The 12,745-nt window shown below is 63.5% G+C and carries 15 protein-coding genes; 4 read left to right on the forward strand and 11 right to left on the reverse strand.

The annotated features are described in order from the left end of the window. The first annotated feature begins 2 nt into the window (after positions 1–2). The gene (locus ACZ1HA_RS14595; RefSeq protein WP_472714389.1) at positions 3–428 is read left to right on the forward strand and encodes a hypothetical protein; all 426 of its coding nucleotides are present in this window, start codon (positions 3–5) and stop codon (positions 426–428) included. A 4-nt stretch (positions 429–432) separates the two neighbouring features. Here the strand turns inward: ACZ1HA_RS14595 and ACZ1HA_RS14600 are convergent, their stop codons facing one another. Then, a complete protein-coding gene (locus tag ACZ1HA_RS14600) occupies positions 433–690 on the reverse strand; it encodes a TFIIB-type zinc ribbon-containing protein (protein WP_436398596.1) in 258 nt (85 codons plus the stop codon). Positions 691–832: 142 nt separating this feature from the next. On the opposite strand from ACZ1HA_RS14600, the gene ACZ1HA_RS14605 reads away from it, so the two are divergent. After that, positions 833–1,501 (forward strand): hypothetical protein, encoded by a 669-nt coding sequence (locus tag ACZ1HA_RS14605; protein WP_472714390.1) that lies wholly within the window; start codon positions 833–835, stop codon positions 1,499–1,501. Between the two features lie 3 nt (positions 1,502–1,504). Here the strand turns inward: ACZ1HA_RS14605 and ACZ1HA_RS14610 are convergent, their stop codons facing one another. Both ACZ1HA_RS14610 and ACZ1HA_RS14615 read right to left on the reverse strand, forming a co-directional pair. Continuing rightward, positions 1,505–1,906 carry a DUF4864 domain-containing protein gene (locus tag ACZ1HA_RS14610; protein ID WP_472714391.1) on the reverse strand — a complete coding sequence of 134 codons (402 nt, stop codon included), beginning with the start codon at positions 1,904–1,906 and terminating at the stop codon, positions 1,505–1,507. Between the two features lie 60 nt (positions 1,907–1,966). Beyond that, positions 1,967–3,550 (reverse strand): lysine--tRNA ligase, encoded by a 1,584-nt coding sequence (locus ACZ1HA_RS14615; RefSeq protein WP_472714392.1) that lies wholly within the window; start codon positions 3,548–3,550, stop codon positions 1,967–1,969. A gap of 173 nt (positions 3,551–3,723) precedes the next feature. On the opposite strand from ACZ1HA_RS14615, the gene ACZ1HA_RS14620 reads away from it, so the two are divergent. Further along, positions 3,724–4,092, forward strand: coding sequence for a tellurite resistance TerB family protein (locus ACZ1HA_RS14620; RefSeq protein WP_375230940.1), 369 nt, complete (start codon positions 3,724–3,726; stop codon positions 4,090–4,092). 12 nt (positions 4,093–4,104) lie between these two features. On the opposite strand, the gene ACZ1HA_RS14625 is transcribed toward ACZ1HA_RS14620, so the two are convergent. Further along, positions 4,105–4,842, reverse strand: coding sequence for a helix-turn-helix domain-containing protein (locus tag ACZ1HA_RS14625; RefSeq protein ID WP_472714393.1), 738 nt, complete (start codon positions 4,840–4,842; stop codon positions 4,105–4,107). Positions 4,843–4,951: 109 nt separating this feature from the next. Here ACZ1HA_RS14625 and ACZ1HA_RS14630 point away from each other — a divergent pair, with 109 nt between their 5' ends. Further along, entirely contained in the window at positions 4,952–5,383 is a 432-nt protein-coding gene (locus tag ACZ1HA_RS14630) for a hypothetical protein (protein ID WP_472714394.1), read from the forward strand. Positions 5,384–5,410: 27 nt separating this feature from the next. On the opposite strand, the gene dacB is transcribed toward ACZ1HA_RS14630, so the two are convergent. From dacB to ACZ1HA_RS14665, 7 genes are all read right to left on the reverse strand, one after another. Then, positions 5,411–6,925, reverse strand: a complete 1,515-nt coding sequence (gene dacB / locus ACZ1HA_RS14635; protein WP_472714395.1) for a D-alanyl-D-alanine carboxypeptidase/D-alanyl-D-alanine endopeptidase — start codon at positions 6,923–6,925, stop codon at positions 5,411–5,413. 83 nt (positions 6,926–7,008) lie between these two features. Next, entirely contained in the window at positions 7,009–7,611 is a 603-nt protein-coding gene (locus ACZ1HA_RS14640) for a nicotinate-nucleotide adenylyltransferase (RefSeq protein ID WP_472714396.1), read from the reverse strand. A gap of 57 nt (positions 7,612–7,668) precedes the next feature. Then, the gene (locus ACZ1HA_RS14645) at positions 7,669–8,148 is read right to left on the reverse strand and encodes an MOSC domain-containing protein (RefSeq protein WP_472714397.1); all 480 of its coding nucleotides are present in this window, start codon (positions 8,146–8,148) and stop codon (positions 7,669–7,671) included. Positions 8,149–8,151: 3 nt separating this feature from the next. Then, positions 8,152–9,453, reverse strand: coding sequence for an alpha/beta hydrolase (locus tag ACZ1HA_RS14650; protein WP_472714398.1), 1,302 nt, complete (start codon positions 9,451–9,453; stop codon positions 8,152–8,154). Positions 9,454–9,541: 88 nt separating this feature from the next. Further along, positions 9,542–10,915 carry a pentapeptide repeat-containing protein gene (locus tag ACZ1HA_RS14655; protein WP_472714399.1) on the reverse strand — a complete coding sequence of 458 codons (1,374 nt, stop codon included), beginning with the start codon at positions 10,913–10,915 and terminating at the stop codon, positions 9,542–9,544. Further along, positions 10,858–11,631 (reverse strand): hypothetical protein, encoded by a 774-nt coding sequence (locus tag ACZ1HA_RS14660; RefSeq protein ID WP_472714400.1) that lies wholly within the window; start codon positions 11,629–11,631, stop codon positions 10,858–10,860. The genes ACZ1HA_RS14655 and ACZ1HA_RS14660 overlap by 58 nt, the downstream gene beginning before the upstream one ends. Positions 11,632–11,812: 181 nt before the next feature. Then, entirely contained in the window at positions 11,813–12,691 is an 879-nt protein-coding gene (locus tag ACZ1HA_RS14665) for a hypothetical protein (RefSeq protein ID WP_472714401.1), read from the reverse strand. Between the last annotated feature and the right edge of the window lie 54 nt (positions 12,692–12,745).

A 12,745-nucleotide genomic window follows, 5' to 3' on the forward strand; every position in this document is an offset into this window, starting at 1 on the left:
CCATGCGCACACTCATCGCCCTCACCCTGCTCGCCACCCCCGCCGCCGCCTGGGAGTTCACCCCCGGCCTTCCCTGCGTCCTCGCCCACAGCACGCCCCAGGCGGAGATCGAGCTGACCTATGATCCGACCCAGCCGCTTTATACCTTGACCATCCGCCAGGACCGGCCCTTTGACAGCGCGCCTGTGTTCGCCATGCGGTTCGACGGTGATCTGCCGATCAGCATCGCCACCGACCGGCACGTGCCGTCGCGCGACGGGCGCAGCGTCACGGTGCAGGACCGCGGGTTTGGCAATGTCCTGAACGGGTTGCAGTACAACACAACAGCGACCGCGATCCTCGGCGCGGCCGAGGTCACCTTTCCGCTCGCAGGTGCCTCAGAACCGGTTGCGGCCTTCCGCGCCTGCCGGCCCGAGGCCGGCGTCTGAGCGATCAGAAGTCGAAAATCTCTTCCAGAAGCCCCAGACCGCGCTTTTTCTTTTTGTAGCCGGTCTGCTTGTAGCCGCCGCGGTATCCGCCCGGTGCGGGGCGTGGCGGTGCCGCATGCCCTGCCTGGGCATCGCTGCGGTCAATGATCTTATCCAGCTCGCCCCGGTCCAGCCAGACGCCCCGGCAGCGCGGGCAATAGTCGATCTCGACGCCGCTGCGCTCGGCAATCACAAGGGTTTCTCCGTCAACGGGGCATTGCATGGCTGTCTCTCCTCCTGATTTCACCCCTCTGAGATAGGGTGCGCACCGGCATTTTTCATCGGGCGTTTCGGTAAAATGCGCATCTTCCCGGTAACCATTTCTTAACCCCCGTTAACCATGTTGGCCGGCGGAAAGGATTTTGATGCGCACCGCCATTCTGGCCTCCGTTCTCTGCCTTGCGGGCGGGCAAACAGCCCTGGCCGGTGCCTGGCTGCGTGAAGAGGGCAAAGGGTTCGCCTCCGTCTCGGCCACCGCCACGCAGGAGCGCGACTACTCCGGCAGTCTGTATCTGGAATATGGCCTGACGCCCCGTCACACGGTGGGGGCTGATATCAGCCTGGGGCTGGACCGGACCGGGCAGCAGAACGGATCAGGCGTATTCTTTGTGCGCATGCCCATCGGGCCCACTGACCAGACGCACCGTTTTGCCGGGCATCTGGGGCTGGGCGGGCGCTATACCAACGGGATTTTCTCTCCTGCGCTGGAGGCCGGGCTCAGCTGGGGGCGCGGCGTGAAATGGCGCGACAACTGGGGCTGGGCGGCGGTGGATGCCAGCATAAATCTGCCGCGGGCACCGGCCGAGGAACGGATCAAGATCGACGGCACCTTTGGCATGCCCATCGCGAAAACGGTCAAAGGCATGATCCAGATGTTCAACACCTTTGAGGATGGTCAGGTCTTTTCGGATCTGGCGCCGTCACTGTTGTGGCAGCCCCGCGGCGGGACCTATACGATCCAGATCGGCGCGGAATTCGCTGTTTCCGGCGGGGGAGATGATGCGTTGAAAATCGGGCTCTGGCGCGACTTCTGACGCTCAGGCGTTCATCTCAGAACTGTCCAGGATCTGGACGCCGTTGATGCGCCATCCCTCGGGCGTCTCCAGAATGCGGTAGTCCAGGATGTGGATTGCTCCCTTGTCATCGGTGATCATCACACGCTGCCACAGCGCGCCACCCTGCTCGCGCAGCTCCAGAAACCGGAACCCCGAATAGCGCCAGACCATGGGATAGCCCTGCGTGACCATGCGTTCGAAATTCTGCGGTGTCTGGAACAGACGCTGCAGGTTCGGGCTGGCATAGGCGAACGCCGCGTCGAAATCATCCGCCTCAAAGGCTCTCAGCTGCTGGTCAATTGTGGCCTGAATATCCGCCGGTTCAGCCTGCGCGGCGCAGGCCAGCAGGATACCCGTGATCATTCCGATAATGCCTGAACGCATAACATGTCTCCCCGAGGTTCATCCCTCAGGGTAAGTCACGCGGCCCGTCCGGCAAGAGTTTCAGGTGTCTTTTACCAGTTCACCCGCAAGGGCAGCATCGATCAGGGCAATGGTTTCCTGCACACCGTACAAGGCGATGAACCCGCCAAACCGGGGTCCCTGGCTGGCGCCCAGCAGCACCTCATAGAGCGCTGTGAACCAGGCGCGCAGCGGGTCAAACCGCTCGCGGCCGCAGGCATAGACGACCGACTGCAGCGCCTCATCATCCACCGGACCGTCCCAGGCCGCCAGCTGATCCCGCAGATCCTGCAACGCCTCGCGCTCCTGATCTGTGGCCAGGCGGTACACCTTACCCGGTTTCACAAAATCATTGTAATAGCGCACGGCAAAGCCCGCAGCAGCATCCATGTCAGGATTGTTTTCCGCATTGGTTTCAGGTGCATAGCGCTGGATAAAGCCCCAGAGCTGCGATTTGTCCTCGGCCGCCGAAACGCTCGCCAGGTTCAGCAGCATCGAGAAGGGCACCACCATATTTGACGTCGGAACATCACCTGAATGGATGTGCCAGACAGGATTGTTTAACCGTTGAACTACATCCTGCCCCACATAAGCCCGCAGCTGCTGATGGTATTCATCCACCGCCTTGGGAATGACGTCAAAATACATCCGCTTGGCCGTTTTGGGCTTCTGGAACATGAAGTACGACAGGCTTTCGGTGCTGGCATAGCTCAGCCATTCGTCGATCGAGATGCCATTCCCGGAAGACTTTGAAATCTTCTGCCCCTTGTCGTCCAGGAACAGCTCATAGCTGAAATGCTCCGGCTTTTTGCCGCCCAGGATCTCGCAGATCCGGTCATAGATCGCGGTGTTGGTTGCATGTTCCTTGCCATACATCTCGAAATCCACGCCAAGTGCTGCCCAGCGCGCGCCGAAATCCGGCTTCCACTGCAGCTTCACGTTGCCGCCTGTGACCGGCAGCGTCCATTCGCGGCCATCCTCGTCATCAAATGTGACCGTGTGGTTGACCGCGTCGACGTTTTTCATCGGCACATAAAGCACCCGCCCGGTTTCCGGATGGATCGGCAGAAAGATCGAATAGGTCTGCTGACGCTCTTCGCGCAGCGACTTCAGCATCACCTTCATCACATCGTCGTAGCGCTCGGCGGCACGGCGCAGCACGTCGTCGAACTGCCCTGACCGGTAAAACTCCCGCGCAGAATAGAACTCATATTCAAAGCCAAACGTATCGAGAAACCGGCGCAGCATCGCGTTGTTGTGATGGCCAAAGCTTTCATGCGTGCCGAAAGGGTCAGGCACATCCGTGAGCGGCTTGTGCATGTGCTCCGCCAGCATGTCCTGCTGCGGCACGTTGCCCGGCACTTTGCGCATGCCATCCAGATCGTCCGAAAAACAGATCAGCTTTGTGGGGATGTCCGAAATCTGCTCGAACGCGCGGCGCACCATGGTCGTGCGCAGCACTTCGCCAAAGGTGCCGATATGCGGCAGCCCGCTGGGCCCGTACCCGGTGGAGAAAAGCACATAGCCCTTTTCCGGCGGTGCCTTGGCATAGCGTTTGAGCACCCGGCGCGCTTCCTCAAAAGGCCATGCTTTGCTGGTCATCGCGGCGTCACGGATCTCAGACATTTTCCACTCCGGGGTTTGCTCCCGCGCCCCATGCGCAGGGTTTTGCCCGTCCCTATTGCCTTGGCCGGGTGGCGTCAATAAATTGCGGGTATTCCGTTACCAGTGAAAGCAGATGCCCCGTGCCCGACAATTCGCCCCACGCGTTTACCGCCCAGGACAGCCTTGTTGCCCTGATGATCGCCGTGTCCGCCTCTGATGCGGATATCCGGACCGCCGAACTGGTGAAAATTGAGGCGGCGGTGCAGATGCTGCCGATCTTTGCGGAATATGATGCGGACCGCATGAGCGTCGTAAGCCAGGTCGTGTTTGACCTCTTTGAACAGGAAGACGGTCTGGATGCGCTGTTCGGTCTGATCCGCGAGGCCCTGCCGGAGCGGCTCTTTGAGACCGCCTATGCGCTGGCCTGCGATGTGGCGGCAGCCGATGGCAGCCTTGGCGAGGCGGAACTGCGCCTGCTGGAGGAAATCCGCTATGAGCTTGCGCTGGACCGGCTGCACGCAGCAGCCATCGAGCGCGGCGCTCGGGCGCGGCATCTGACCTGACCGCACGGCGGCTCAGCCGCCGAAATAGGCCTCCGTCTCTGCATCGGCGGGAAACCACAGCTCGATCTGCAGATCATCCAGCGTCACATCCCCGGGCGTGCCAAAGCGTGCAATGGTGGCAAACAGCGCCAGGCGCTGAGTGCCGGTGTTCAGCAGAACAGGCACCACCGGCCCTGCGCCATCGCCGGGAACCGCCTCCCGCGCGAGGTGATCAGCCACGGTGTCGAGCGCCGGCACCCCGCCCTGTGCGACGCTTTCCGTGCGCAGCCGCCGGGCCGCGTGGTGCGCCACCTCGGGCCAGTTCTCCACCAGCGGCGGCAGGTGATCCGAGACCATCAGCTCCAGAAAGCTCCCGCCCGGCGCCAGCCCAAGTGGCGCGAAAAGAGCCTCGGCCGGCGGGTTCATCTGAACCACCGTCCAAACCCGGTCAATCGCCATGGCCGGAAACGGCGCGTGCCGTGCCAGCGTATGGGACACCGCGCGGCGGATCGGGGCAAGTTCCGCGTCGTCCCAGGTCCGCCCGGCATAGCGCGCCGCAAACCCTGCGCCGGTGTGCAGCCGGTTGCGCGCCTCCAGCGGCAGCGCCATTGCCTCTCCGAGACGTTCGACCATTTCGCGGCTCGGGCGCGCCCGCCCGGTCTCCAGAAACGAGATATGCCGCGCCGAGACGCCTGCCTCCAGCGCCAGATCCAGCTGGCTCAGCCGCCGCATACCGCGCCAGGTTTTCAGCACATGGGAAAAATCGCTCATTCGCCCAGGATCGCATATTGCGCACGCGCTGTCAGTTACCTGGCAGGTAATTGCGCGCCTTACCCTGTCCGTGCGACCCCGCTGCCAGGTTTCAGAGGAGAGCAACATCATGACCCCGCAACAGCATAAATCGTGGCTCAGCGTCACCGCAGTGATCGTGGGGTCCTTTGGCCCGGTCTTTGCCCTCGGCAGCGTTGCAGCCACCGCAGAACCCGCCCGGTTCACAATGGATCTGCTCGCCTGGCCGCCCGACGGGGCCACCACCTGGACACATCCGGATACGCGGTTTCTCAGTGCGCTGGCCGGAGGCTTCCTGCTGGGCTGGGGCGTGCTGATATGGCAGCTGGCCACCCACGTCTATGACACCTGCCCCGAAGCTGTGCGCCGGGCGGTGCTGAGCAGTCTGCTGGTGTGGTTTGTGGTAGACACCGCAGGCTCGGTGGCCTCCGGCAATGCCAGCAACGCGTTCTTTAACACGCTGGTGCTGATGGTGGCCGCTGGTCCGCTGTGGCGTCCGGCTGATGCTCCGGCTGCCACCTGACGTGACTGCCGGTTCTGGCTCCAGCGGCTATTCCGCCAGTTCTGCCGTCTGATCGCGGAAGGCAGCACCCCAGCGCATAATCAGTTTCCGCTGCAGGCGGCGCGACCGGCTGGCCCAGGAGCGCCCGCCCGGCGGGCGTTCGCGCTCTGCGCGGGTCAGTGTCGCGCGGATATCCTCGTCGGCCGAGAAATAGGCAAAGACCAGCTCCCGCCCGTCGGTGGCTGTTACATAACCTGCCAGCCCCGAGACAAAGTTCAGCGTGCCGGTTTTGGCATCCGCTTTGACGGGATGATTGTTTGTGGGCCGCCCTTCGGCATCCAGCAGTTTGACCGCTTTCAGCAACGGCCGCAGCAGCGATGCGTGTCCCAGCGCGCCAAGGCCCCGCACCATATCCGCCGCACTCACGCGGCTGGCGCTGCCCAGGCCCGAATGATCAGCAAAGGCCGGGGCCACCATCCCGAGGCTCTCCTGCGCCCAGGCGTTCATTTCGCGAGCCGAGGCCTCCAGTGTCGGGACCCAGCCTGCGCGTTTTTCTGTTGCGGCAAGGCCCACCATCTCGGCGCTGAGATTGGTGGAGAATTTGAGCATTGCCTGCAGCACCTGGCTCAGCGGTGCGCTTTCCATAGCCGCGACCTCCACCACACTTTCAGGCAGTGTGCTGATCACGGCTGCGGGTTTCAGAACAATACCGTTCGACCGCGCCAGCGTGGCAAAGACCTCACCCGCATAGAGCCCCGGCCGGCGCACCGGCAGCCAGCGCGCCCCTTCGCGGCCCAGCGCACCACGCGCCACTGTCCAGTTGTCGCGCCCGCCCGCATCCTCATAGGTATAGACGGGCTGGCCGCGCTCGGCGACCGACATGCGCGCGATATCCACCTCGGGGCGGTACTTGCCCGCTCTGGCGTCCATGGTGATCGTGTAATCGCCCGAGGTGCGTTTCCATTCGAAATGTACCCGGTTGAAGTTCAGCGCAATCCCCGAAACCGCCGGGTTATAGCCCACGTGATCCGGCTGACCCGGATCGATTGCGCGCACCGACAGAACCGGCCCTTCATGCACGACAAAGGCGCCGCGCACCTCGCGGATACCCGCCTCTTTCAGACGCATGGCCAGCAGCGCCAGCCCGCGCGTGTCGAGCGTCGGATCGCATCCGCCCACCAGGATCAGGTTCCCGTCCAGAATACCGTCTGTGACCGTTCCGGTGACCATCAGCCGCGTGCGGAACCGGTGTTCTGCTCCCAGCACATCCAGCGCATAAAGCGCTGTGATCGCCTTGGTCACGCTGGCGGGTGCGATCAGACTGTCCTTCCCGCGCGCCTCCAGAATGTCGCCGGTCGCAGCATCCGCCACGGCAAAGGTGACGTCACCACTGATGCCCGCACCGCGCACCAGAACATCCGCTTCGGGCGGACGCGGCCCACCCCGGTACACCGGGCGCGGTGAGGTCAGCAGCCCCTGGGGCAGCGCGGGTGTTGCAAGGGCCGCCATGGCACCGGACAGCAGACTGCGGCGCGTAAACTGATATGAAGGTCTTCGGCTCATCGGGGCGAGTTAACCCCAGGGCGCGCGCCGGCACAACCGTCTGAGGCATCACAATGCCGGTCACAAAACCGCCAGACGGTCCCTCAGGCGGACCAGCCCCCTGCCGCCCGGATCGCAGAGGAGGATTGTGCCACCATCGGCACATTCACAAAACACCAGGCGGGTGCGTCGGCAGCCGCCAGCAGCTGGCTGGAGCGGCCCGCGACGCGGTACTGGCGGAACCGCCGTGCGGCATGGCTCATACGCGCAGAAATCCGGTCTCCGGGGCGGGCCAGCACGCCCACCGGCACATTGTGCATGATCCATTCCCAGTCCTGCCAGTGATGCAGCTGCGCCAGATTATCCGCACCCATCAACCAGACAAACCGCACGCCGGGATAATGCCGCTGCAGTCCCCTGATCGTGCGTGCCGTATAGCGCGTGCCCAGCCGTGCCTCGATATCGGTGACCGTGACACGCGGATGCTGCATCAGCGCACGCGCGCGCGTCATCCGCTGTGCCAGCGGGGCCGGACCGCGCTCTTTCAGCGGGTTGCCCGGGCTCACCAGCCACCAGACGCGGGTCAGGCCAAAGCGTTTCATCGCTTCCAGCGTGATGTGCACATGGCCCTCGTGCGCAGGATCAAAGGACCCGCCCAGAAGGCCGACCACCTCACCTCTGCCCGCTGTGGGAAAACCCATCCCCATTCCCGTGCCTCTGCCATTGCCAGACCTCCGCCGTTCAACGGGGCCTACGGTCTTTTGTCAATGCCCGCCCGCGTCCTGCGGCACCACGCTGTCCCCGGTGCTCAGCGTGCCCGGCACAACAACGCGCGCGCACATCCCGCCATGCCCCCGCACCGCAGAATACCCGCCGGGACCAAACACCTCTTCCATCCGGCTGCACGGCGCACAGATGCCTGTCAGCTCCAGCTCGGCACTGCCGATGCGCAGCCGCCGGCCCCGCAACGCTGCGAGGTTGATGCCCGACACCACCAGATTGCGCCGCAGATCTTCCGCCGCCACCGGACCGGTGCCCAGCAGCGCCCCGATCACCGCCAGATGCTCCGCCTGGATCAGCGTCACCGCGCGTTTTTCAGATGCCCCGTGATCGCCCTCCAGCCCACGCGGCCCCACGTCGGCCTGCGCTACTGTCACAACCTCACTGCGTCGCTCCGGGCGCAGCAGGATAGCTTCCAGCCGACCGGGCTGCGCGTGACGCCGGATCATCTCCTGCATCTGCATGCCTCAGCGGTCCGAGCCGCTGACAAAAGTGTCGACAAGATCCGGCAAACGTTCCAGCGGATAGTTGGGATGCAGCTGCCAGAACCCGTCGTCGTCCAGTTCCAGCGGCCGCAGTGTCCCGCCCGGGAAAGCCCGGGTGCGCAGCGCCAGCACAATGTCCGACAGCACCGCCGGGTTGTCACGGAAATAGGAATGACCCCGTCCGCTGATGTTCTCGACGCGGATGAAATGCACCAGTTCCGATTTGCGCAGCCGCTGAATAGCTTCGGGCGACAAAACATCCGATGTAGCAGAACCGAGCCGCGGCACACTTGTCAGAATGCTCGCCAGCCGCAATGCCGCATCCGCAGGGTTGATGTAGATGTTGATCTGTTCAAAGGCTTCGGCGAACCGTTCCGCCTGCAGCCGCTGGCGCACCACACCGGTGTCCAGATCCGCCGCCGCAAGGATCAGCGTGCCGGTCTTCATGGCTGTCTTGGGCGGTTTGCCCCGGCCGCGGTGATAGATCACCAGTTCGCGCAGCGCTTTGGCCATCACATCCGTGCCGCGCGAATGCGCCACGATATCAATGTCCTCTACCTCCGGCATCTCTGCCAGAAGGCGCAGGAATTCTTTGGCATGGAACACGCTGAAATTCCCAGCCTCGCGGTCCCGGAAATATCCCAGCGGTCCACCGTTGCCCGCAGGCCAGGCGAAAGCCACCGGGATACTGCCGCGCCCGACATAGTGCCACAGGTTGGCCAGCGAGGTGATGGAACGGTCGAAATCATTGCGCACACCGTGGGTGAACACCAGAATGCGCCGGTTGCCCGTCCGGGCGATCTCGGCGCGGATGGCGGCCTGAAAATCAGCGCCCCGTGCGTCGTATTCCGCCTTTTCCGCCGCATCAAAAATCAGTTCCCCTTCGGTGCGCGACGTGGCCAGCGGGACCGATCTGAAGCGTACGATTTCCTCGACGTCCTCAACGCTGAGATCAGAGAGGTTGCGCTTGCCATCAACGTGGGTGCGCGCCACCAGATCGTCCCAGTCGCTCGCGCCGAAACGCACGCGCGCGGCACCAAAGGCCATGGATTCCGACCGCGCCGCACCATAGGTCAGCATGCCGTCCGGCTTTTCCTCCGGTGCCCGGTCCGTGACAAAGAAGATGGGCGGCGACACCGTGCGCAGCGGCAGCGGCACCGCGTTGGTCGGATAATTCGTGCCGGTTGAATAGATGTTGGGGGGCGGTGCCAGAACGGCGTCCCGGATGCCGCAGGCCGACAGAAGGAACGCCAGACCGGCAAACAGCAGCGCGAGGTATTTCATGGGCACTCCCTGTTGCGACCCGGACCAGCGCTAACACGTCAGAACGAAATATCAAAATCACATCCGCACGCCGGCGGTTCTGCAGGAATTACTCCGCCGCCACATCCTCTGCAGGGTCCGGAGCCAGGTCATCCTCCATGACAGGCGGAGGCAGGTCCGGCAAATCGTCCCATTGCTCCAGGTCGCCTTCCATCCATTCGCGTGACATGATCCGGTACACCTCCTCCTCGAGGGTCGTGTAGTCGATGTACCAGAGGTCAAGAACCCCTCCCCGCAGGCTCTCCCTGCCGTCCCAGTCGACGCCGCACGGATACCCGTCGGCCGTCACCGGGCGGGCCTGCTCGACCCAGCCTTTCCAGCCATCATCAATAATAACCGACCGGTTGGAGGCATCGTCCTCCGCCTGCGCGGCTGCGCTGCGCTGGCGCGTGCGCTCAAACCAGGGCGGGACCGGCGTCAGGTTGCCCCCACCCCCAAGGCCGCCGAGCGGTGCATCAGACCAGTGTGCGGGGGCATCCATTCCGTCTGGCAGGGCCGTATCGGCATGACCCCATGCCTGTGTGACCATGCCGCCCTTCAGAACCCCTGCGAGCCCGGACAGTTCTGCGTCCGTCAGACTGCTGCCGGCAAAACTGAACGGTACGCTATACTCGGGGTCCCCGCCGGGCTGCACATTCTCAAAGCTGGCACCCGCCAGGTTCGAGACCACAAAACAGGTCTCCAGGACCGTGTTCCCCTGAAACCGTGAATAGGTCAGATCGCTGTCAAGAAAAGTGCTGTAGCTGAGATTGGACCCGGAAAAATCGGACTGGCCGAACTGTGTCTCACCAGCAAAGACCCCAGAAAGATTGGCGTCGATGAAGCTTGTATAGGGCATTTCCGAGCGGACGAATGCCGCGTTTTCAAGTTTGGCGCGATACAGCTGAACCCGCACCAGAGACGACCCCAGGAACAGGGTTTCACCCAGGTCCGCGCCGCTCAGATCAACATGGGAAAAACTGCTTTCCAGAATGCGCGAGGCATAAAGATCGCTGAACGCCATCAGGGCGAACGAAAAGTCCGACCGGTCGATCTTCAGCCCGGACAGAACCGCGCCCTGCAGCTCTGCGTGCCGCAGGCTGACGCCGTCAAAGGTGCTGCCCCGGAAGTTCACGCCCGAGAGCGTCGCGTCCTGCATCTGCGCGCCCGTCAGCTCAGCGCCCTTCAAGTTGGCGCCCGGCAGGAACGCATTGGTCAGATCCGCCCCCCGCAGATCCCGGCCCGTCAGATCCGGGGCTTCCAGCGTGTCCAGCCGGTTCTGCCAGAGCCGCCGGACGTCCGCGATACGTTCCGGTGATGTGTCCCCGGTCACGCCGGCGGCCAGCAGAAAGAGGTCAAATGGCTGCCAGTCAGCAGGCCTCTTCGTCAGTTCGGCCTCGCGCAGATCGGCACGGGCCAGCGGGATCTGCAGGGCGGGCGGCACACCGGCGGCCGCCAGCAGCCCCCCTGTGTGCGCTCCCAGGAGGCCAGCACCATGACCGGGAGTACAGCCGCCAGGGAGACGACAAGCCCGGGTCGCACCCGCGCCATATGTTCCCGCGACAGACCCCGCATCCGGCCCTCTGCCGCGCGCAGCGACAGCAGGCCCACCACCGACGCGGCCCACAGGCAGACCGCCGCCACAAGCGTCATGGTGAAATCATGCAGCGGCATGCCCCGGATCCAGACCACCAGCAGCACAAACAGCCCGAACGCCCAGCCAAGTGCCAGCGCAATGCCAACAATACTCGCGCCCAGCACACTGGGGGCCATGGACCCGTCCGCCCGCGTCCGCCCCCGGTACCAGATCGCCGCCAGGGCAAAAATCGTCGGCGCCACCCGGTCGCTCAGCGGCAGCGTGCCGGTCCCGTCATCCGGGGCCGCCTCGCCGATGTGATCCCACAGCGGCATCAGAAAAATATGCAGATACACATAGATCGCGGTGATCAGCACGGGGGCGGCCAGAAAGAACGCCGCCGGGTTCACATCCACACTCACCACGGGCAGCGTCGTCGCCGCGCCAAAGGCAAAGAAATCCGCGTCCCGGTGCCCCATCAGCGTGATGCCGACAAACACCAGCGCCAGCAGCAGACCAATCCAGATGCTGCGCAGATGCAGCGACAACTCGTTGATCTTCGCAATCCGCTGTTCGGTATCCATGCGCACCCCCGCCCCGCCGGCCGATGGCCGGTCACACGCATAACGATTGCCTGGCGCGGCGTTTCAGGCAAGCTTTGTGTGCGCTGGCCATGCCGGGGGCCTTTCGCAATCCGGGGTCAACGGCTGCCGCCCGACAAACGGCAAAGGGCCTGATCGCGCGCAATCCTGCAGCGGTTCTGCATTATTGCGGTGGCGCATCCAGAAGGCGCAGGGTTTTCTGATCAAGCGACGACCGCACACCGGCGCTTTCAGCCGCCCAAAGCGCCTCCAGCGCTTCACGATCCCTCATCAGCGGTCCCCCGGCGGACCGCAGCAGCCGCAGGGCGAATTCATCAAGGTATGTCAGACCTGAAAAGGTGCCATCACTGCGTGTCACCGACGGCAGGGTCGTTTGCGTGGGATAAAGATTCATTGCCTCAGCGAGGGCACGGCGAAAACACGTCTCCAGTGCGGGGTGGGTGACGTAAATCACCACTCTGCCATCGCTCTCCCGATCCCGGTTTGACGTAAAACAGCCCAGGGACTGATTGTCTTCCAGATGTCTCAGTGCTTTGCGGTCCCTTTTGTCCCGCGCCTTCTGCCACAGATACCCGGGGCCGCCGATGTAGATCAGCAGATTGGACTGCTCCGGGGTCTCCGTAAATTCTATGGGCAGGTCTGTTTGCAGGAAAACATCTATGATCGGCTCGACAACGGTTTCGATATTTTCCCGGGTCAGCGCCGCGCCCTCCTGAACCAGCGCAATCGAAAATCCGGTCTCCGGCCATGGGTGGATCTGCGCGGAACACCAGTGCGACTGGTCATTGCACCCCAGCAGCGTTTCCAGAAAGAATGTCTGCAGCACCGCGTCATCCAGAAGGGGCGAATGGTCCACAGGGTCCTGAGGCGCTCGAACCACGCCCATGATGATCTGACCTTCGGCGTCCACCTCATAATGCGCGCGGTATTTCAGAAGCTGTGCCGCATCCAGGTCACGCGGGTCGTGAACCCTGTCAAAATCCGCCAGTACCGTGCCACAGGACAGCGAGATAAAGAGAAAGACTGTGATCAGGCGACACATTTGCGGCCCTCCGCATCATCTGCAGTACTTATCGATCTGTGCCTCACCGCCCGG

The sequence above is a fragment of the Roseobacter sp. S87 genome, from assembly GCF_055693285.1.